This window comes from Micromonospora sp. WMMD1082 (genome assembly GCF_029626175.1).
In the GTDB taxonomy this organism is placed as follows: Bacteria; Actinomycetota; Actinomycetes; order Mycobacteriales; family Micromonosporaceae; genus Micromonospora.
This window is the reverse complement of sequence record NZ_JARUBM010000002.1, coordinates 1,303,512-1,324,784: the sequence shown is the minus strand read 5'-3', so window position 1 is coordinate 1,324,784 and position 21,273 is coordinate 1,303,512. Positions and strand designations below refer to the sequence as shown.

The window sequence follows — 21,273 nt, the reverse complement described above, 5'->3', positions numbered from 1 at the left end:
GCGGCACCCAGCCCTTGAGTACCGCCTCAGCCACCTGAAACGATCAAGAATCAGGTATCGAACAAACTTGCCTGTCCATGAATGTTAAGAGGGAGTCGCCTATATAGTTTGTTCTGAAGCGTTGTTATAATTCGGTCGGCCGAGCCGCCTTCCGCTAGCGCGGCGGCCGGTGCGGTGTCCAACGCGAAGTGGGAAAGTGATGCTGCGTCCGTCGCAATCGAGCCTTAGTCGATCCTTCTCGGGTCGCGGGGGGACATTCCGCTTTTCCCAAATAAGGTCGTTTCGCAAGATCCAGCGCAGGTCCTGCATTGCGATAGCAAAACGAGCGGGAATCATAAGGAGTTGTTTTTCCTGGCGGAATCCGCCCATTGGTGTCTTGCGGCGAGTCCGAGGGTTGTTGCCTAGGCCCTGCCGGCCATTTGACCGAATGCTCGACCAGCGTGCGAAATACGTGTCTCCGATGTTTACCCACATGCTTCCGCGTGGCTTCAGTGCTGCCGCGCCCCGCTGAAGTATCTCGACGAGGTGGGCAACGAACCACTCTGGCAGAGGTTCAAGCCCCAGGACTCCACCGTGAACGCGGTACCAGTCGTAAGGGGGGCATTTCGCCTTATCGTTGCCCTCGGCAATCCATTCTTCGAGAACTTCCTCATTGTGGTCAAGTCCGTATGCCCTGAGTCCCCAGTAAGGAGGCGACGTGATTATCAGGTCAATAGACGCCGGAGGAAGTTTTGCCATCAAATCGTAGGCATCTCCCTCGCGCACCTCTGCCGTGAGCGACCCTAGCGGGTCGGTGTTGGATGCCGGGATCATGACCAGATCCTACGATGGCCGTGGCGCGTGCCCGACGGGCGCGCGTCTGATAAGAGTTTGTGTATAAATCGCTCATATGTCAATAAACCTCTCTGACTGCCCATCTGATGTGGTCTCGGGTCGACCCCATCGACGCGTAGTCAGCTGCGTCCGTCAAGCTTTGCTGATCTTGACGCTGGGATGCCGAAGCCGAGTCGATCCAACGCGGAAGCTTCAGTGTCGGTGACATCACGTCCTGGCCTGATTGCGCCTCGTTGACTCCCGCGGGCTCCGTTCGAGGCGGGCTCGGTACTACATCGAGATGGTGCGGTAGCAGGGCGGCGGTTAGCGCCGATCACGACCTTGATAACGCTGAGCGATGGCGGGGCGCAGACGGCGCGGTTGGGTCGTCAGGCCCGGGTCGCTTCCCGGTCAAGTTCGTCTCTCCGTAGTACGTCGGGGAGTTCCGGCAGAGCATGCAGGCGGGAACCAGCGGCTGCCCGGCACGCCCGGGCGGCCTCTCGCCGCAGCACGGGGACAGGTTCTCCGCCTCGGGTGCCTCGCTCTGGGCGGCGACCGCTCCGGCTCGGCGTTCGCAGGCTCGTTCGTTCGTCCGGTCGCAGCGTGGGGCGCTTCTGCCCTCGGCCAACTCCAGGGTCCCGCCCCGCTCGGCGACGACCTCCATGTGGGAGGTCGCGGGGATCCAGGTAACTCGGTCACGGTGCCGATACGGCAACCACGACCCCTGCAGGATGCCCTCCAGCAGGTGGTCCAGGTGCGGGCGCGGGCCGCACGGGAACACTGCGGTGGTGGCGGCCTTCTCGCGGCTGTAACTGCGGGGGTTAAAGGTCGGGTAGAGGTGCAGGCACCCGCACGGCACGGCCTTGCGGGTGACCGGGCAGCGGTTCGTGCCGGTCCAGAGGTCCGCCCACCCGCATCGCTGCGCCTCGAACGTGATGGCGCCCGCGCCGATCTCAAGCCGGGGCTCGGTCAAGTACAGGCGATAGTCGCTGAGAGCGGGCACGGACAGGTGCGGCACCGGGTGGAGGAACGCGATGTTGTCGGCGCTGCGGTCGGTGGTCCACACCACTCGGTCGCCCGCCTTGTGGAGAGCCTTTTGCCGGGCCCGGATGTCACCTGGGGCGACCTTGGAGTGCTGGACCTCGCCGGCCACGGTCAGGAGGGGGCCGACCGCCACGACGTCGGGCCGACGGCGGGCGCGCGGTCGCCACACTTCGAGTTTGACGTCGCCGCCGACGGACCGCCGCGTGCGGGCCTTGCGCTCCTTGAGCGCCTTGTGAGTGTCGGTCTCGGGCTCGTGTTCCGGGTGCGGTGAGCGACCGTCCTCGTGCCGGAACACCTGGCCGTGCTGCCCCTCCACCAGCGTCATCCAGACCGGCGACCGACCGAGCCCGTTCTGGCCTCGGTGGCGCATGCAGAGCAGGCAGAGCAGCTTCTGGCCGCGGATGCCGTGGGGTCGATCGTTCGCCAGGCGCTCGCGTAGAGCGGGCTTGTCGGGCTGACCCCAGTCCGGAAGGCGGGGCTGCAACTCGACTGCGGCCGGCACGTAGTACACCCCGTCGTTCATGGCGAGCGGGTCGAGTTGCTCCCAGACTGGTTGGGTCACTGGTCCCCCGGTGGCGGTCCTCGTGCTCGGCCGGAATCGGCCGAGCTGCATCCGCGCTCTGCAAGGGTATCGACCGACGCCGACATGGCGGCCAAATGCGTGGATCTCGCAAGCAACCCCGTCCCGGCTCGCCCAGCGGCGCCGGAGCGGGCACGGCATCAGGATGTGACCGTTGATCTTTGCCTGGCCGGCCGCGACAAGCATCTGCCGCGGCGCTCGCACTCACGCGGCTACCGTGGCTGCCGGCTTCGTCGCCATTGGGCCGATGCGCGCGCCTCCCGGCAGGATTACGGCGAGAACGGGAGAGCGCAGAGGAGTCGCGACGCTGGACGTTCAAGCACGCCAACCGGGGCGGCGGTCAGGATCGCCACTGCTGCGCGGTAGCCCTCCGCCGGGTGCAGGTCTGCCAGGTACGCCGGCAGACGTGCGCGACCCGGGTACGACAGGAGCGCCGCCGGATCCATCGGGCCCGTCACCTGCACGTCGGCCAGCGCGGTGTTGAGGCCGTCGCCGGTGGTCTTGACCACCGCCTCCTTGCGAGTCCAGTAGGTCAAGAAGCCCGACGGGTTCGGCGACTCGGCTCGCTCCGAGGCGTGCAGGACGCTGGGGCTGAGCCCTTCGATGTCGATGCCGGAGACCCGCTCGACGTCGAGTCCGACCGGCGCGGCCCGGGTCAGCGCCAGGCCAACCAGCCCACCGGAATGCGTAATGGACGCGTGTAGCCCAGTACCCGGCAGCGTCGGCCGCCCGTGCGCCTCCGCACACCGGGAGCAAGTACGGTCGACGACCACTGCGCCGGCCGACGCTTCGGTCTGGGAGGCCGCGGCGAGCCGCAGCAGTGCCGCGCCCAGCACCTGGCGAACGCGGTCCTCGGGCTGCCGCAGCCGAGCGGCCCGCGCGCTCTCCACCGGAGACAACAGTGAGTCCAACTCCGGCCGGTAGTCGTCGATGCGGGCCCACCACACCACGCAGTCCACCTGAGCCACGATGCCATGCCTCACACCGAGGACGAACGCAGGCGGGTTGACCAGCGGCAACTGGTCCACAACGCGCCCCCGTCGAGCGACGCTCGATCGAGCAGGTCTGACTGCCGCGACCAGACTGCTGCCTCGATCGAATTCTCGCGAGTGCCTCCGGTGGACCTGACCGCCTCGTCCGGCCCACAGCCTGAACGCGTCGGTGGAACCGACCGGCGAGGGGAGATAAGAATACATGTATTATTAACGGTATGAGCCGCAAGGCAACACGGACGGAAGATCGAGAGCACGGACGACGGCTCGGGGTGCTTATCGCCGCCCGGCGCCAAGAGCGCAGCTGCTCGGCGCCCGACCTCGCGCGGGAGTCGATGGTTGCTATCGACACGGTTCGCAGCCTGGAAGGTGGCCGCGTCGCGACGCCGGCGTTCCTGACGATTGCCCGTCTAGCTGCCGCCCTTGATCTGAGCCTCGATGACCTGCACGCCCAGGCTGCGCGGGGCGTCGACCACGCTGCTGGACGGCCGTGATGGGACCACGGCCGCGCCCAGCTGTGAGCGGCGGTTCGTCCAGGCCGCTGGATGGCCGGCGTCACCCAGCGCGCCGGGGCGTCCGCCCGCCGATCTCACAGGTCACGCCTGTTCCCAGAGGTGCTGGGCGGTGGTACGAACGGTTCGGTGGAGATCAGGCAGCCGTTGTTGTCGGCTCGCTCGTTGTCGGGGGGAAGGGGTCCGCGCCCCACGGTTCACGCCGGGCACACCGGCCAGGTTCGAGGCATTGGGATGCGGGGTGGAGGCTGTGACCGGGGTTGCGGAGACGTTCGCCGCCGCGGCGCACGCAGCGTCGCCGCTGGTTCGGTCCGACGAGGTTCGGCGTGCCGTCATGCCGATCATGGGAACCGAGGCGTTGGTCTGCTACCAGGTCGACGACGGTGAGCACGCCCGACGGCGACGCGCTGGCGTTGGCGCAATCTCGTCGGCCGATGTCCTTGAGTTGCTGCTCGGTCTACCGATCGCCATGCCGGTGCCGATCGCGGCTTTGACCCGTCGGGAACGGGCAGCGCTCCGGCTTTCCCCGAACGGCGCGGTCCAGGTGCGTGACGGACAGGTCACTCGGTCCGCGGTGGCGCCGGTCGCAGTGGAACTGGCCCTGGTCACGGCGCGTACGTTCCGGCACGGGTTGGAAATTGCGGGCCGGTTCACGCCGTTCTGCGCGCGGGCCATGGTGCTGAACCGGCGGCCACGGAATCTGGCTGATGTCCAGCTGCGGGCCGGCTTCTACGGCGTCGGGGTGATCGTCGCGAACGATCAGGTGACCGAGGTGCTGGTCGAGCCGGAACCGTTTCACCGGGTTCGGTTTGCCGCGGCGGGTTGGCGATTCCTCGAAGATGTCTACCGGGCGGTGCGGTAGCCCGTCAGCTGCCGCTGGGCTCGCCGGGAAGCGGGAGGTTCGCGAGCTTCTTTAACGCCGGTGAGGGCTTGAAGGCGTCGCTTTGCCGCACTCGGGTGTTCTCCTGCTTGTGCGAGTCGACGGCGGCCTTGCAGAAGCCGCGCCACCACTGCTGCCGTTCCGCGTCGGTGGCATGGTCGAGCAGGTCGGACAGCCAGCCGGTCCAGACGGCGGCGTTGTGGGCGTGCGCTTCGGCGCGTACGTCGCCGTTGAGGCTGTCGAACCGGTCGAGGGACGCGCCGTCGCACACCACGCAGTCGCAGCGCGGCGCCGGGGTGTTGGCGTACTTCTCGGCAATGATCCGGCCTCGGACGTACCGCAGCATCGACGGCAGCAGCACGGCCGGGGTGTGCGCCATCGGGTTGTCGGCGTCGGGCTTCTCGTCGGCCGGAATCAGGTGTCGCAGCGAGCCGCCGGCGCCAATGGCCGCGAACGCGCCGCCGTGCGCCAGGCAGTCAAATGCGGCCGGGACGTCCGCGCGCCACAGCCCCACGTTGGTCGTCTCGGCCAACAGACGCCGGAAGTTGGCGGTCGCCGCGGCGACATCGAACGGGTTCTTCTGCGCGCCGAACATGACGGCCTTCGGGTGCGCGATTCGTTGCAGGCCGGCGATCAACTGCGGCAGGTACTGCTTCTGCGTCAGCCAGGGAAGGGCCACCGGCACCGCGACGATCACGTCGTCGCGCTCGATCTTCTGGGCCTGGCGGACCAACGCCTTGAAGGCGGCCGAGTCGCCGGCCTGCACGTACCGGGACGGGGTGATCGCTGCGGCGGCGTGGCGTTGGCGCTGGCCGTCAAACACCGCGCCCAGGTCGCTGCCGAACAGCGTGCCGTCGCTTTCCGGCAGCGCGAAGGGCTCGGCCGCGGTCGCGGCCTGGTCCAGGTAGGCGGCGGGGTCGATCAACAGCAGGCTGCTGGAGTGCCGTGCGATGACATCGGCCTTGGTGTGGCTGCCCCGGCCGCACAGCACCAGGCCGCTGCGGTCCGCTGCCAGAAACGGCGGGACTCGCGGGGTGTATCTGGGGTTGTCCAGCAGGAAGATCCGGCCGAGGACCGTAGCGGTCGCGGATGTGGTGGGCTGCTGGCCCGGGCCGGGGAGCCCGTTCGGTTCGGTCATCGCATCACCTCGACGGGGGAAACGCCGGTTGAGTCGCCGGTGGAATCGTTGTTGTCGACGTACAGCCGCGCGAACTCGTCCGGCAGCAGGCCGGAAGCGTCGGCGAGCTGGTCGGGGCGGTAGCCCTGCTCGTCGCGGAGCCAAGTGACCAGTCCGGGCAAGAACCGTGGGTTTTCCCGGACCAGGTCGCTGGGTTCCTGGGTGCGGTACCCGAGCGCGGACATCTCGACCATCAGGTTGCGGTACTGCCAGTCGGTGACCACACCCAGCGTCGCCGCGCGCCGCAATAGGGCGGCCATCGACACGCCCCAGCGGTGCTTGAGGTCGAGGAGGCGGGCCAGGTCCAGCCGGCCCTGCTTCAGCTCGATACGGACGGCGTCAGCCGGCAGCAACAGCTCGCTGGCGAACTCGTCGGCCTGCCGCTCCTGGACCGCGGTAACGCCCGGTTCACTGTGCATGATCACATGGCCGAGTTCGTGTGCCAGGCTGAACCGGAACCGGTCGGCCGGCGCAAGCGCGTTGATCAGGAACAGCGGCGGATTCCCGTCGATCCATTGGGTGACGGCGTCCAGTTCACGCGCGCCGAGGTCGCGGACCAGCACGAGGCCGCCGGCGGCCTCGATCAAGGGGATCAGCTGGGGGACCGCACCGGGCGACAACCCCCACTCGCGGCGCAGCTCGGACGCCGCGTCAGCGGCGGTGTCAAAGTCGTCGACCACGATGCGGTGGAACCGGTGACGGTGCTCGCCGCCGGCAAGGGTGAGCAGGGCGCGCGTCTGCATCCGGGCCAACGCCAGCTCCGCGTGGATGCGACGAAGTGCGGGTGCGCCCAGCGAGGCGCGCTTGCGGTGGTGGACCAAGCCGACGCCGACGCCGTGCAGCTCCGGGTCGGCGCACAGCACGGCCACCGGGTACCGCAGCGCCTCGGCGTACGCCGCCAGCCGGGGGCCGGTAACCTCCAGCCGACCCGCCTCGGCCTTGCTGATGTAGCCCTGCGACACCGCCGTGCCGGACTGTCGGGTCATGACCTGCGCCAGCTCGGCCTGCGTCATCCCGCGCGACTCCCGGGCGAGAACCAGCATGGCGGCATGGGCCGCCACGTCAAGGTCCACGCCACCGTTGTCCACGCCGTCTCCTACCTACCTCACCTGACTTCCACCAACATTACCGCACGATTAGACCTCGCAAGCAAACCTAAAAATATTTCTCGTCGATTTGACACTCTTGTCACCGTAGTTCTAGTGTCCGGCGTCGTGCCCGCCTGGCGTGCCGGCGGCAGGCACCTCGCGCGCCAGCGACGGCGCACTGATCGGAACCGGTGCCGCGTACTCGAAGGAGCGCTGGTGTACCTGAGTCAGCTCGACGTCGAGGGCTTCCGCTCGCTGTCGCGGGTGTCGGTCGCCCTGGACCGTGACGTGTCGGTGCTCGTCGGCGAGAACAGCGGCGGCAAGACCAACGTCATCGACGCGTTGCGGCTGCTGACCGACCCGGTCGACGGGCGCCGCAACCTCTATCTCGACCGCGACGACCTCTTCCGCGGATCCGGCTGCGGACAGGTGATGCTGCGCGCCACCTACACCGGCTCGGCTGAAGATCTTGCCGCCTACCAGCACGCGGCCGGCCCCGACCTGGACCGCCTGCTGTACACGATGCGCTACATCCCGCCTGGCCCGGGACAGGCCCGCGGCCAGGTCGACTGGGTGGCCGGCAGTGGCGCCGACCCGTGCGATCCGCCCGGACCGCCACATCCTTGTCCACCTGGTCAGGCGAACCGGCTGCGGTGATCTCCTCGTTCAGCCGCCGCACGTCGGCGCGCATCCGGCGCTCATCGCGGTCGTAGGGAATGTCCGCCGATCGCAGGCCGAGTAGATCGTGCACACACGTCATCCGGCTGGACCCCTCGGCCGTCACGGGGATCGTGACGCTCGGGTTGTCGTCCAGATGCTCGAACGTGGTCGCCGCAAGCCATACCTCGGTCATCACGCCCTGATGGCGGATCGAGGACCGCCAGTCATTGTTGTTGATGATGTATTCGCGGGCCTGCTGCGCGGCCCAGGCCAGATGCTCCTGGCTCTGGATCTGCTGGATCAGCTCCGGACGGCCACCGGTTGCGGCCTTTGGCTCACCCAGTGGGCGCAGCCGGGTGCTTCGTCGCCCTGCACCAGACGGGCGATCGCCGGGACGGTGTTACCGCTGGCCGAGGCCATGATGACCATCGCCCGGCGCAACCGGATCGGAGAACCCGTCCCACGCCGCACGATCCGCTGTAATCGCCGGCCCTCGTCATCACTGAGCCGGCGAGCCCGAACAGGTTCCGCCATCCCGACAGCCTGACCCCCGACCACAGCCAACCCGGGAACGCTGACCGGCGTGTCACCCAACCCGGCCAACGTTCCCGGTCACAGCACTACACAACCAGCCGCCGTTCAACGCCACCGCACGTCCGGACCCTGACGGTCACCGCCAGATGCCACAGCAGTGGGCTTGACCCGTTTCGACGTGGTGATCTTCCGCCAACTGAAAATTTTGTTGAAGATCGCTTTGCGTGAGGGTGTCGGCGAGGTGGCGTCGGCGGGGTGGGCTTGTTGTGTGCTTTGTGGCGGTAGCGGGCGGTGGTTGTTCTGGGCTTGAGCACCCGGATGCGTACGGAGGGTGATCGTCCCTGATGGGTGGTGCGCCTCTGGGTGCCGATCTTGCTCTTGTGTCAGCGATCCCGGGTGTCTAGCGTGTCGATCACTTTTCTTGATCGACGGGGAGTGTTGTGATGCTTGCTGGCCGCCGTGGGGGCACTGCGTTCGACCGTTTTGGTGCGCGGGGGCGGGTCAGGGCTGGGGCGCTGGCGGTGGCGGTGTTGCTGGGGTTGTTGCCGGTGGTGCAGCTGCAGGCTCCGGTGGCTGCGGCGGGGCCGGTGTTGGAGCCGGGTGAGTCCCGGTCGGTGGCGAGTGTTGCGGTGCGGCAGCAGGCGCAGGATGCGGATCCGGATGACGAGGTGACGGTGACGGAGCCGCTTCCCGCGGGGACGTTTCCCGAGGGTGGTGAGGCGGTCCTCGATCTTCAGGGTGATGCTGGGGATCGGGAGGCGTTCGGGCTGACGGTCGAATCCGCCGGGGAGGGTGTGGCGGGGCGTGGTGTGGGGGCTGCCGGGGTCGGGTCGGTGCGGGTGCGGTCGTTTGACCGGGCGGTGTCGGTGGCGTTGGGTAACGCGGGTCCGTTGTATTCCCTGGCACGCGCGGATGGTTCGGCGGGTGCGGGTGAGGTGCAGATCGTCGTCGACTATGCGGGCTTCGCGCAGGCGTATGGGGGTTCGTTCGCTGACCGGTTGACGTTGGTGCGGTTGCCGGGGTGCGCGGCGACGACGCCGGAGGTGCCGGAGTGTTCGGCGGATCCGGTGTGGGTGTCGGCGGTCAATGATCCGCATGCGCAGACGTTGACGGCGGTGGTGGAGGTCGGCGGCGACGCCACCGCGGCTGGGAGCCGGACGGGTGCGTTCGAGGGCTTCGCGTCGGCGTCGTCGGTGGAGTCGGTGGGGGTGTATGCGCTGGCGTCGTCGGCGTCGGGCGGGTCGACGGGTTCCTACACGGCGACGGATCTGAAGCCGTCGGGATCGTGGCAGGTGGGGGAGAGCGCGGGGTCGTTCTCCTACTCGTATCCGTTGCCGGAGCCGCCGTTGCCGTATGGGCAGACGTTGGGGCTGCAGTTGTCGTACAGCTCGTCTGCGGTGGATGGGATGACGCACGGTACGAACAATCAGTCGGGTCCGGTGGGGTTGGGTTGGTCGTACTCGCCGGGCTACGTGGAGCGGATGTACAAGCCGTGCCGGACGTATCCGACGGAGATGTGTTGGGAGTCCCCGGACGGTGAGGACGGGGAGTCGGCCACCAACGATGTGGCGGCGTCGCATATCACGATCTCGCTGCAGGGGCAGTCGACGCAGATTGTGAAGACCACGGCGGGGGTGTGGAAGCCGGTCGACGATCTCGGGTGGCGGGTGGAGTTCCTGTCGGGTGGGGCCGAGGACGACGGTTACTGGAAGGTGTGGACGCAGGACGGTACGGAGTACCGGTTCGGGTATGTGCGGGACTCGGTGTGGAAGATGTCGTTCCTCGGCGACGAGGCGGGGGAGCCGTGCCACAACGTGTATCCGGCGTCGTGTCGGGATCCGTGGCGGTGGAACCTGGACCGGGTTCGTGACGCCAACGAGAACGAAACGTATCTGCACTGGACGCGGGAGACAAACCACTACAAGCGCGCCTCGGGTGGGTCGATCCTGGAGTACGACCGGGGCGGGTACCTGTCGGAGATCGAGTACGCGAAGAACGTGACGGAGGCGGGTGCGGTTCCGGTCGGCCGGACGGTGTTCGGGTGGGCGCACCGGTGTGTGGAGCGCACCGCCGAGGATGATCCGTTCAACAACGAGCCGGCCGATTGTCCGTCGTTGTCGTCGAACCCGAACTCCTACCCGGACGTGCCCGGTGACCTGGTCTGTGGGTCGTCGTCGTGTGGGAATTACACCCAGTCGTTTTTCACCGCCAGGATCCTGGACCGGGTCACGTCGTACCAGTGGAACGCCGGCACCGGGGCGTGGAACAACATCGGTCGGGTGCAGTTGCGGTACAAGGTGTCGAACCCGACCGGTCTGACCGAGCGGGTGTTCGTCCTGGACTACATACGGCCGAGCGGCCTGATCGGCGCGGACGCGAACAAGATTGACATGCCGCCGGTGGACTTCGACTACGTCGACGGTGTGCAGCCGAACTTCCGTGACGGCCGCGTCGACTACGACGAAGCCGGGTTGGGTGTGTCCGCGATGCGGATGCCGCGGCTGCTGGTGGTCCGCAACGGCTTCGGTGGTCGCACGGAGGTCACCTACGGCACGCAGAAGCCGTGCCCGCAGGGCGGGTCGAACCAGTCCGGGTTCAACAGCTGGCACAACGGCAAGCAGGGCAACTGGGACGTCAACACCGAGGACTGCTACCCGATCTTCCACACCCCGCCCGGCGCCGACCCCGGCTTCGGCATCTTCCACAAGTACCTGGTCAAGAAGATCGTGGAGAAGGACCAGGTGGGCGGTTCACCGGACCAGGTGACCCAGTACGACTACACGGTCGGGAACCCGGCGTGGAAGAACCCCAACAACCCCCTAGTCCCGGACGCCAACGAGACGTGGAGCATCTTCGCCGGCTACAACCGCGTCCGCGTGCTGCAAGGCTCCGGTACGGACCCCAGCAAGTACACGGTGTGGATGTCGAACTTCTTCCGCGGCATGTACCACGACATCTACGACCCCGGCAGCGGCGGCGGCATCAAAGAAACCACCATCACCGACTACGACGGCAACACCTACGACGACCACTACGCCCGCGCCGGCATGGTCCTGCAAACCCGGCACTACCGGATGACCACCTACAACGCCAACCCCGCCAACGCCGCCTACACCGAAGTCGAAAGCACCCGCTACGACCACGTCATCCAAGGCAGCTTCAACGGCCCCGGCTACGCCAACCCCCGCCAAACTCGCCTCGGCCTGGAAAACCACCGCGTCAAACTCGACGACGGCAGCTGGCGGCACAGCGAAGAAAAGACCATCTACGAGCCCACGTACGGGCTGCCCATCCGGTTCCACCAGTACCACCAGGTCGGAGTCGCGGACAACACCTGCACCTCTTACACCTACGCCCAGCAGGACGCCCCGAACTCTTTCTACATGATCAGCTTCCCGGAGCGGGTGGAGACCTGGACCGGCGACACCTGCGGCTCCGGGACGCTCCTGTCGAGGGAGGTCACGTTCTATGACACCTACACCGTTGAAGGCTCCCAGGCGCCGTTCGACGGCAACGTCGCCGAGACCCGCGTCTACACCAGCCCGACCAGCTACGTCTCCAGCGGCCGCAGCACCTACGACAACACCGGCCGCCCCTTGACTTCGACCGATCCGGCGGGCCTGACCACCACCACCAGCTACAGCCCGGTGGTGAACTGGCCCGACAACGGAATCACCAGCACCATCGGTGGCGGCTTCAACCACACCACCACCACGCTAATCGACCGGCACACCGGCCAACCGTCGAGGATCACCGACCCGAACGGCAAGATCACCGACCTTGTCTACGACCCGCTCGGCCGCATGGCAGAGGTGTACCTGCCGGGCCAGGCCAAGTCCTCCGCGGTGCCGTCGCTGCGATTCAGCTACCAGATCACCTCCAGCGGCATCGGCCAACCCACCGCGCCCGCGCGCACCAGGACCGAAACACTGCAATCCCACAGCGGCAACCCCGTCTACCTGAACTCCTACCAGTACGTGGACGGCCTCGGTCGGACCAGGGAAGCCCAGCAGCCCGGCCCGAACGGCGGACGCATCGTCACCGCCACCACCTACGACACCCGCGGCAACGCCTCCGCCACCACCAGCCCCTTCCACAACAGCTCAGCGGCAGGGTCCGGACTGGTCAACCCCAACCTTGCCACCGTCCCGGCCATCCACGAGACCACCTACGACCACCTGAACCGTCCGACGAGCCAGGTGGACAAGAAACTCGGCACAGCGTGGCGGCAGACGGCTACCACCTACCACGGCGACCGCGTCACGATTGTGCCGCCGGCCGGGGGCACCAAGACCGTCAGCCACGTCGACGTGCGTGGCAACACGACGCGCCTAGACCAATACACCTCGACCACCAACCCGAACACCTACCAGAGCACCATCTACACTTACGACCTGCTTGATCAACTCACTGCGGTCGTCGACTCAGCCGGCAACAGCTGGGGCAACACCTATGACCTCGCGGGCCGCCTTGCCCAGAAGACCGACCCCGACGCCGGCACTACCACTACCCACTACGACAGCGCCGGTCGGCTCTCCTACACCATCGACGGACGGGGACAGAAGGCCTCGGTCCAGTACGACGGCAAGTCCCGGACCATCGGCCGCTGGTCCGGTGACGTCGGCACCGGCACCCGCCTGGCCAGCTACGTCTACGACAGCCTCGCCAAGGGACAGTTGACCTCCTTCACCCGCCACGATGTCGGCGGTAACTACACCACCACGGTGACCGGCTACACCGACCGCTACGAACCCACCGGCACCAGCATCACCATCCCGGCAGCCGAAGGTGCTCTCGCCGGCACCTATACCAGCAGCTTCACCTACGACAAGGCCGGACACGTCACCACCAGCGCCCAGCCCGCCGCAGGTGGGCTACCTGCCGAAACCCTGACCTTCGGCTACGACAACAACGGCTACCCCACCACGATGGCCGGCGTCGACACCTACGTCGCCGCCACCAGCTACTACGCCCACGGCCCCACTCACCAACTCCTCCTCGGCGCCAGCGGCAAACGGGTACGACTCACGCAGAGCATCGACCAGCAGACCGGCCGACTCGACGCCACCAGCATCGACCTCGAAAACACGCCGGGCGCCTTCACCGCCAAGTACGCCACCGGCTACCGCTACGACGCCATCGGCAACGTCACCTCCATCCTCGGCAGCACCGACGGCACCGCCGACCAGATCGAATGCTTCCGCTACGACCCGCTACGCCGACTCACCACCGCCTGGACCGGCAACACCCCGACCGCCGCCGCCTGCGACCAAACCCCGCAACGCGGCGGCAGCATCGACCCCTACTGGCGATCCTGGGAATTCGACACCGTCGGCAACCGCACCAAGCAGACCGACCACAACCCTGCCGGCAACACCACCTGGACCTACACCTACCCCAATCCCGGGGCCAGCCGACCCCACGCCGTCACCAGCATCACCGCCACCGGCCCTCTCGCCGCCACGCCCACCCGATCCTTCACCTACGACACCGCCGGGAACACCCTGACCCGGCATGCCGACACCGGCGTGGCGCAGCAACTGGCCTGGGACGCCGAAGGCCGCCTCGACACCCTCACCGAAGCCACCGACGAAACCAGCTACATCTACGACACCGAAGGCAACCGGCTCATCAGCCGCGCACCCGACAAGACCACCCTCTACCTCGGCGCCACCGAACTCACCCTCACCACCGGCAGTAACCAACCCGACGGCACCCGCTACTACAGCGCGGCAGGCCGCACCATCGCCGTGCGCACCCTGATCGGCCTGGTCTGGAGCGGCAGCGACCACCACGGCACCGAACAAGTCCAGATCAACGCCGACGACCACACCACCAACCGCAAGCGCCTCCTCCCCTACGGCGAAGACCGCAGTACTACCCAGCCCGCCTTCTTCGGCACCCGCGGCTTCGTCGGCGGCACCCAAGACGACACCGGCCTCACCCACCTCGGCGCCCGCGAATACGACCCCACCACCGCCCGGTTCATCAGCGTCGACCCCATCCAAAACCTCGCCGACCCACAACAATGGAACGGCTACCACTACGCCAACAACAACCCCACCACCTTCAGCGACCCCAGCGGCAAAATCTGGACCGACTTCCTAGTCGGCAGTGACCCCCACTTCAACGGCCCGGGAGCGGGAACCGGCTCGATCGGCCCAGTCGGTAAAGGCGCTACCTCCAAGACCAGAAAAACAAACCACTGCGCCAACGGCAGCCCGTACGCCTGCCAAGCAGCCGCCGACAAGAAGGCATACGCCGCATCGGCCAAGACCAAAATAAAGACAAAGCCCGAACCCGGATTCGCCCGGCAACTCGCCAACGACCTAGGGTGCTCGCTGATCCTCATCTGCCGGGGGGCCGAAACGGTATACGGCATCGCCACCCTCGCGTCTGCCGTCTACCGAGGCGATTTCAGAGCCGCCGGCGCAGAAGCCCTCGGATTCCTGCCCGGCTGCACCAGGAAATGCGGCGACTACGCGGAAGACGCCTACAAATGGCTCCAAGGTAAACGCGGCAAACGAGGCACCGACGCCTGTCTCGTGCCCAGCGGGGGCAACAGCTTCGCCCGCGGCACCGAAGTCGTCATGGCCGACCGCACCACCAAACCCATCGAACACATCAATGCCGGTGACTGGGTCCTCGCCACCGACCCCAACACCGACGAAACCCGCCCCCGTCAAGTCACCGCCACCCACATCAACCACGACACCGAACTCGCCGACATCACCGTCGACCTTCCCGACGGCACAACCGCCGTCATCAACACCACCCAACACCACCTGTTCTGGAGCGAAACCCGCGACACCTGGATCGACGGCGGCGACCTCACCGTAGGCGAAGACCTCCTCAGCCTCCACGGCACCACCATCCCCGTCGGTGCAGTGCGCGCATACAACGGCGTCGCCGCCATGTACGACCTCACCGTCGACCAGACCCACACGTACTATGTGATCGCTGGCAACACCCCGGTTCTGGTACACAACACCAACGGTTGCCCACGAAATGGGCACCTAGCTGGTGGAAGCCATCCGAAGACTGGTGTTCCGTTCGATCAAAGTGGATATCCTGACTTCTCGGCCTGGCGTCATCCTGATGTGCCTGACGTCCGGATTGAGCTGTCCGGTAACCGGTCTACAGACTTCGCCCGCGCCAACCGAGCGGCTGGGCTGGATCGTACTCCCGATGGGTACACGTGGCATCATCACCAAGATGCGGGGCTCATGCAGCTAGTCGAGAGAGGCCCCCATGCAAAAACAGGGCACACCGGAGGATTCTCTGCGCGTTAGGGCGAAGTTATGATCGAGGTATTCGAAGATAATGATTACTACACCGGCCCACAGCTGGATGCTGGCAGGGTGCGTCAGGCAGAGGAAAGCTTGGGTGTACGCTTGCCGCGCAGCTACGTTAAGCTGCTGCTTCAGCGCAACGGGGGGGTCCCTCGGCGCCGTTGCTATCCGACCGACTTCAGTACGTCTTGGGCTCCTGATCACATTCAGATTAGCGCGATTCGTGGAATAGGTGGCGAGTGGGGAATTGATTCCACGTCTGGCCTGGGTAGCGCCGATATGATTGCAGAGTGGGGTTATCCGGAGATTGGAGTCGTTATTTGTGACATGCCGTCGGCCGGCCATGATGCGGTCATGCTTGACTATTCGGCGTCCGGTGATGAGGGTGACCCCGCCGTTGCGTACATCGACGAAGACCGAGTAGTCAGGCGTCTAGCTGTATCCTTTGAAGACTTCTTGAGTCGGCTTGTGTCGTGTGATCGTTTCGCCTAATGCCGAGGACGGTGCAGGGCGAAAGCCGTTTGGTTATGGTGCGACGTAGCCACTACGAGCGTGTTGGTAGCGCTGCCCGATGCGCTGACGGTAGTGGTCGTTCGCTCCAGTTGCTGTCACGGTTGCTGTCAAATGCTAGTAGTGCTTTGTCACTTTTTGGTATATTTCGATGATTGTTGGTGGGTTGAGTCGTTGGCTCCGGTGTGGATGTTCGGGAAGTAGAGCGTGTGGGTGACGGTCTGGCCGAGTTCACCGGTGAGGTGTTCGGGTCGTTGACTCGCGCCGGGTGGCAGGACCGGGCTGGGCAGTACGTGCGTGGGTTGATAGTGGACGGGCGGCGTAAGTCGATCCAGCCGATGGCGGGTCGTCTGCCGGGTGTGCATGATCAGGCGTTGAACCATTTCGTGACGAACAGTCCGTGGGACGTGGTGCCGGTGCGGCGGCGGCTGGCGGTGCGGATGAATGAGGCGATCGGGCCGGCGGCGTGGGCTTTGGATGACACCGGTTGGCTCAAGTGCGGCGCGGCGTCGCCGGGTGTGGCCCGGCAGTACACCGGTACGGCGGGCAAGGTCACCAACTGTCAGATCGGGGTGAGTCTGAACCTGGTCACTGATACCGCGTCGTGTCCGGTGGACTGGCGGTTGTTCCTGCCTGAGTCGTGGGACCCCGCCTCGCCGGCCGCTGCGGCTGATGTCGATGCGCGGCGTGCGCGGTCGCAGATCCGTGACGAGGTCGGGCATCGGGAGAAGTGGCGCCTCGGGTTGGACATGATCGACGAGGTGATCGGGTGAGGGCTGACGCCGCCGGTGATCGTGGCGGACGCCGGATACGGCGACAGCGGCGAGTTCCGCCACGGCCTGACGGAGCGTGGCTTGTCCTATGTGGTGCAGGTGGCCACCACGATCGGCGTTCAACGGCAGGAAGCGGCACGGACCGCGCCACCGGCGGCGTGGACAGGCCGGCGACCGACACTCCGATACCGGAGCCGGCGACCTCGGTCAAAGATCTGGTCCTGTGCCACGGCGCGGCCGCAGCCCAGCCGGTGTCCTGGCGTCATGGTTCGCGCACCCGCGCCGGTGAAGATGCACTCCCGGTTCGTGTTCCTGCGGGTCCGTCCAGCCGGACGGACCCTGCTCGCCGCCCACCGCGATCAGGACCTACCCGAAGCGTGGCTGATCGCCGAATGGCCACCCGACCGCGACGAACCCACCAAGTACTGGCTGTCGAACCTGCCCGCCACCACACCGAAACGCACCCTCATCCGATGGGCGAAACTCCGCTGGCGCATCGAACACGACTACCGCGAACTGAAAACCGGACTCGGCCTCGACCACTACGAAGGCCGCACCTGGCAAGGCTGGCACCACCACGTCACCCTCGTCTCCGCCGCCCACGCCTTCTGCACCCTGCAACGCCTCGACCCAAAAGCCCCCGCGCCGGCCTGACCCTCTACGCCCTACTCCGCGAACTACAAGCCCTCCTGACCAGGCTGAACGGCGCGTGCCCCACCTGCAAAACCCGCTTCCCCACCAGACGAAAACGTCCACACCAGCCACGATCATGACAAAGCACTACTAGGCACGTATCGATGATCCGGGCCAACACGAGCTGCCGGAACACGTCGTCTGAGCCCGCGGCGTGCTCGAACCCGAGCACCTGGTAGGCGTGCGTGAGAGCGTCCCACAGGTGACCCATTCGCGATGACGTGATCGGCAATGGACCACCCGCACTCCGCTGGGCGGGCTCAGAGCGCTCCAGGCCTAGGTCCAACTCGCCCTGGCCCGCGGACAAACGCTGCCGAGCGACCGCCCTCAACACCTCCAGCTCGAGCATCGTCGTGCGTCGACCCGATGTGCTTGATGTCGCGCGACCCTCGCCGCGAGGAGTACACGATCTGCACCGCCCTCGCGCCAGACACGGTCCTCACCGTGCGCACATACGGAGACATCAGCCCACCCTACGACCCCAGAATTAGTGCGTAGATCCGCTCACGAGGAGCCAAGAACCCGCAGGTCAGCGCAACGAGCCCGCTCGGGATCCATGATCGTGAGCCAAGTCAGGGCATGGTGCGGATTGCCAGGGGCCTCGGCCGGAAGAGCCAGCGCGAACGCAACGCCCACAGCCTGCTAGTCGGCTCGTTCGTGAAGTACAAACCTCCGCAGCGTCGTCTCTAGCTCCGACCTGGAACCTTGGTACGACAAGCTGTCCAGCAGCTTCGGGTGAAGGGGTCTGTCAAACGAACGGCTCTGTCTCACATTCGGTGGTGACCGAAGGTAATCGATGTCGTTGAGGTCATGTGTGCAAGATCGATGATCTGACGAAGATGGTGTTCTCGGGGTTGTCCCCGCTGGTGATCGATGACGTCACGGACGAGGGCGAGCGGATTCTGGTGCGGGCTCGGACTCCTGAAGCGACGGTGGCGTGTCCGGGCTGCAAGGTGGTGACGGGCCGGGTGCACGGGTATCACCAGCGGACTCTGGCGGATGTGCCGGTCGATGCCCGGCCGGTGGTGCTGCGGGTACGAGTGCGCCGTCTGGTGTGCCCGACGCAGGGCTGCCGTCGCACGTTCCGGGAGCAGCTTCCGGGAGTTCTGGAGCGTTACCAGCGTCGCACGTCCCGGTTGATTTCGCAGGTGGCTGCGGTCGTGCGTCAGCTGGCCGGCCGGGCCGGTGCTCGCCTGATGTCGGTCCTGGCGATGGTCGTCATGTCCCGGCACACTGCCCTGCGGGCGCTGCTGCGTATTCCGTTGCCGCAGCGGCGGGTGCCCCGCGTGCTCGGGGTCGACGACTTCGCGTTGTGTCGTCGTCGCCGTTACGCCACCGTCCTGATCGACGCGGTCACCCGTGAGCGCATCGATGTGCTGCCCGACCGCAAGGCCCACACGTTGGAGACGTGGCTGTGTGAGCATCCCGGTGTCGAGATAGTGTGCCGGGACTCCTCCGGCGCCTACGCCGAAGCGGTCCGCCGCGCCCTACCCCAGGCGGTGCAGGTCGCCGATCGCTGGCACCTGTGGCACAACCTCGCCGAAGCCGTCCGCAAAGAAGTCACCGCACACAGCACGTGCTGGGCCACCACCGGCCTACCGCCCCAGGACGGCATCCGGGCCGTGACCACCCGGCAGCGGTGGCAGCAGGTCCACGATCTGCTCGACAAGGGCGTCGGCCTACTCGAATGCGCCCGCCGCCTCAACCTCGGCCTCAACACCATCAAACGCTACGCCCGCATCAGCCAACCCGAACGTCTGGTCCGCGCACCCCAGTACCGGCCCACCCTCGTCGACCCCTACCGCGCCCACCTACGCCAACGCCGCCAACAGGACCCCGCCGTCGGCGCCACCCAACTCCTCGCCGAGATCAGGGAACTGGGCTACACCGGCAGCCTCAACCTGCTCTACCGCTACATCACCCAAGGCCGCGTCGAAGCCGACCGCCCAGCCCTGTCACCCCGACGCCTCACCCGCTACCTCCTGACCCCACCCGATCAGCTCACAGACCACCAACGGTCGCTCGTCGACGCCCTCACCGCCGCCTGCCCGGAGATGACCACGCTGACCGGCTTCATCGGCTCGTTCGCCAGCCTCCTCACACCCGCAGCCGGCAACGACCACCGTCTCGACACATGGATCACCGAGGTCACAACAACGGACCTGCCCCACCTACACACCTTCACCCGCGGCCTCGGCCTGGACCGCGACGCCGTCAACGCCGCCCTGACAACCCCCTTCCACAACGGCGGCACCGAAGGCGTCAACACCAAAACCAAATTGATCAAGCGGCAAATGTACGGACGCGCCGGGTTCGACCTTCTACGACACCGAATCCTGCTCGGCTAACCGGCACCCTCCGTCACCACCGAATGTGAGACAGAGCCAAACGAACGGTGTAACTCGGGTTGTTGACGTCTACTTGCGGCCTGCGGACAGGCGTCCTTCGAAGGCGATGTCGAAGGCGTTGAGGGCTGGTTTCCAGCGGATCGTCCACCGCCGGCGGCCCTGCCCGGTGGGGTCGAGGCTCATCACGGCGAGGTAGACGCATTTCAGCGCGGCGGCCTCGTTGGGGAAGTGGCCGCGGGCGCGGACGGCGCGGCGAATGCGGGCGTTGACGCTCTCGATGGCGTTGGTGGAACAGACGACGGTGCGGATCTCGGCGTCGAAGGCCAGGAACGGCACGAACTCGGCCCACGCCTGCTCCCACAGCCGCACGATCGCCGGATATTTCCCGCCCCAGGCCTCGGTGAACTCGGCGAACCGGGCTCGGGCAGCCGGCTCGGTCGGCGCGGTGTAGACCGGCCGCAGAGCTTTCGCGATGGCGTCCCAGTGCTGCCGGCCGGCATACCGGAACGACGCCCTCAGCAGATGGATCACGCAGGTCTGCACCACCGCTTCGGGCCACACCTCGCCGATCGCGTCGGGCAGCCCTTTGAGCCCGTCACAGACGACCATGCACGCGTCCGCGACGCCGCGGTTCTTCAGCTTGGTGAGGACCTGCAGCCAGAACTTGGCGCCCTCACCGCCGTCACCGGCCCACAGCCCGAGGATGTCCCGGGTGCCCTCGACGGTGACGGCCAGGGCCAGGTAGATGGGCCGGTTGGCGACCTTCCCGTCGCGGATCTTCACGTGCACCGCGTCGAGGAAGATCACCGGGTAGACCGGGTCCAAGGGCCGGTTCTGCCACTCGGTCATGCCCTCGACGACCTTGTCGGTGATCGTCGAGATCGTCTGCCGTGACACGTCGGCGCCGTAGACCTCGGCGAGGTGGGCCTGGATCTCCCCGGTGGTCAGGCCCTTGGCGGACAGCGAGATGACCATGTCGTCCACGCCGGACAACCGACGCTGCCGCTTGCGGACGATCTGCGGAGCGAACGACCCCTCCCGGTCGCGCGGCACGTCAATCTCGACCGGTCCGACATCGGTGAGCACCGTCTTGGCCCGCACACCGTTGCGGGAGTTCCCGCCGTTCTTGCCCGCCGGGTCGCCCTTGTCATAGCCCAGGTGATCGGTGATTTCGCCCTCGAGCGCTGATTCCAGGACTCGCTTCGTGAGCTGCTGCAGCAGACCACCGTCGCCGGTCAGCTGCAGACCCGCCGCACGGGCCTGCTCCACGATCTGGGCGACGAGTTCCCCGTCGAGACCCTCCGCCGGTTGTCCCGGCCCGTTCTTCACCACCGCGGCAGTATCCACGGCGGCCATCGATCCATCAGACATCAGGTG

At 66.6% G+C, this 21,273-nt stretch carries 10 protein-coding genes and 3 pseudogenes; 6 read left to right on the top strand and 7 right to left on the bottom strand.

Going from position 1 to position 21,273, the window contains the following annotated elements:
* Nucleotides 1-1,147: 1,147 nt before the first annotated feature.
* Together O7615_RS06215 and O7615_RS06210 are read right to left on the bottom strand one after the other, a co-directional pair.
* Nucleotides 1,148-2,419, bottom strand: coding sequence for a hypothetical protein (locus tag O7615_RS06215; RefSeq protein ID WP_278176349.1), 1,272 nt, complete (start codon nucleotides 2,417-2,419; stop codon nucleotides 1,148-1,150).
* Between the two features lie 287 nt (nucleotides 2,420-2,706).
* Nucleotides 2,707-3,396 carry a 4'-phosphopantetheinyl transferase superfamily protein gene (locus O7615_RS06210; protein WP_278176348.1) on the bottom strand — a complete coding sequence of 230 codons (690 nt, stop codon included), beginning with the start codon at nucleotides 3,394-3,396 and terminating at the stop codon, nucleotides 2,707-2,709.
* 251 nt (nucleotides 3,397-3,647) lie between these two features.
* Here O7615_RS06210 and O7615_RS06205 point away from each other — a divergent pair, with 251 nt between their 5' ends.
* Together O7615_RS06205 and O7615_RS06200 are read left to right on the top strand one after the other, a co-directional pair.
* Entirely contained in the window at nucleotides 3,648-3,923 is a 276-nt protein-coding gene (locus O7615_RS06205) for a helix-turn-helix transcriptional regulator (RefSeq protein WP_278176347.1), read from the top strand.
* 130 nt (nucleotides 3,924-4,053) lie between these two features.
* Complete coding sequence (locus O7615_RS06200; protein WP_278176346.1) at nucleotides 4,054-4,803, top strand: hypothetical protein; 750 nt, start codon at nucleotides 4,054-4,056, stop codon at nucleotides 4,801-4,803.
* Between the two features lie 4 nt (nucleotides 4,804-4,807).
* Here O7615_RS06200 and O7615_RS06195 read toward each other — a convergent pair whose 3' ends face one another.
* Together O7615_RS06195 and O7615_RS06190 are read right to left on the bottom strand one after the other, a co-directional pair.
* A complete protein-coding gene (locus tag O7615_RS06195) occupies nucleotides 4,808-5,959 on the bottom strand; it encodes a hypothetical protein (RefSeq protein ID WP_278176345.1) in 1,152 nt (383 codons plus the stop codon).
* Complete coding sequence (locus tag O7615_RS06190; RefSeq protein WP_278176344.1) at nucleotides 5,956-7,086, bottom strand: XRE family transcriptional regulator; 1,131 nt, start codon at nucleotides 7,084-7,086, stop codon at nucleotides 5,956-5,958. The genes O7615_RS06195 and O7615_RS06190 overlap by 4 nt, the downstream gene beginning before the upstream one ends.
* Before the next feature lie 216 nt (nucleotides 7,087-7,302).
* Between O7615_RS06190 and O7615_RS06185 the strand changes: the two genes are divergently transcribed.
* Nucleotides 7,303-7,743: an AAA family ATPase gene (locus O7615_RS06185; RefSeq protein WP_278176343.1), complete on the top strand. Its 441-nt coding sequence runs from the start codon at nucleotides 7,303-7,305 to the stop codon at nucleotides 7,741-7,743.
* Nucleotides 7,744-8,106: 363 nt separating this feature from the next.
* On the opposite strand, the pseudogene O7615_RS06180 reads toward O7615_RS06185, so the two are convergent.
* A pseudogene (locus tag O7615_RS06180) lies at nucleotides 8,107-8,280 on the bottom strand (IS630 family transposase); the annotation flags it as partial.
* A gap of 521 nt (nucleotides 8,281-8,801) precedes the next feature.
* On the opposite strand from O7615_RS06180, the gene O7615_RS06175 reads away from it, so the two are divergent.
* Both O7615_RS06175 and O7615_RS06170 read left to right on the top strand, forming a co-directional pair.
* Nucleotides 8,802-15,572 (top strand): polymorphic toxin-type HINT domain-containing protein, encoded by a 6,771-nt coding sequence (locus tag O7615_RS06175; RefSeq protein ID WP_347405073.1) that lies wholly within the window; start codon nucleotides 8,802-8,804, stop codon nucleotides 15,570-15,572.
* 695 nt (nucleotides 15,573-16,267) lie between these two features.
* Nucleotides 16,268-17,509: pseudogene (locus O7615_RS06170) on the top strand (IS701 family transposase).
* A 139-nt stretch (nucleotides 17,510-17,648) separates the two neighbouring features.
* On the opposite strand, the pseudogene O7615_RS06165 reads toward O7615_RS06170, so the two are convergent.
* Nucleotides 17,649-17,964: pseudogene (locus tag O7615_RS06165) on the bottom strand (IS1634 family transposase); the annotation flags it as partial.
* Between the two features lie 423 nt (nucleotides 17,965-18,387).
* On the opposite strand from O7615_RS06165, the gene O7615_RS06160 reads away from it, so the two are divergent.
* Nucleotides 18,388-19,896, top strand: a complete 1,509-nt coding sequence (locus tag O7615_RS06160; protein ID WP_278176342.1) for an ISL3 family transposase — start codon at nucleotides 18,388-18,390, stop codon at nucleotides 19,894-19,896.
* A 69-nt stretch (nucleotides 19,897-19,965) separates the two neighbouring features.
* Here O7615_RS06160 and O7615_RS06155 read toward each other — a convergent pair whose 3' ends face one another.
* Complete coding sequence (locus O7615_RS06155) at nucleotides 19,966-21,267, bottom strand: IS256 family transposase (protein ID WP_278176341.1); 1,302 nt, start codon at nucleotides 21,265-21,267, stop codon at nucleotides 19,966-19,968.
* Between the last annotated feature and the right edge of the window lie 6 nt (nucleotides 21,268-21,273).

Coding starts and splice junctions, on each gene's coding strand:
- O7615_RS06205 (WP_278176347.1), top strand. CDS start 3,648: ATGAGCCGCAAGGCAACACGGACGGAAGATCGAGAGCACGGACGACGG.
- O7615_RS06195 (WP_278176345.1), bottom strand. CDS start 5,959: ATGACCGAACCGAACGGGCTCCCCGGCCCGGGCCAGCAGCCCACCACA.
- O7615_RS06160 (WP_278176342.1), top strand. CDS start 18,388: ATGGTGTTCTCGGGGTTGTCCCCGCTGGTGATCGATGACGTCACGGAC.
- O7615_RS06155 (WP_278176341.1), bottom strand. CDS start 21,267: ATGTCTGATGGATCGATGGCCGCCGTGGATACTGCCGCGGTGGTGAAG.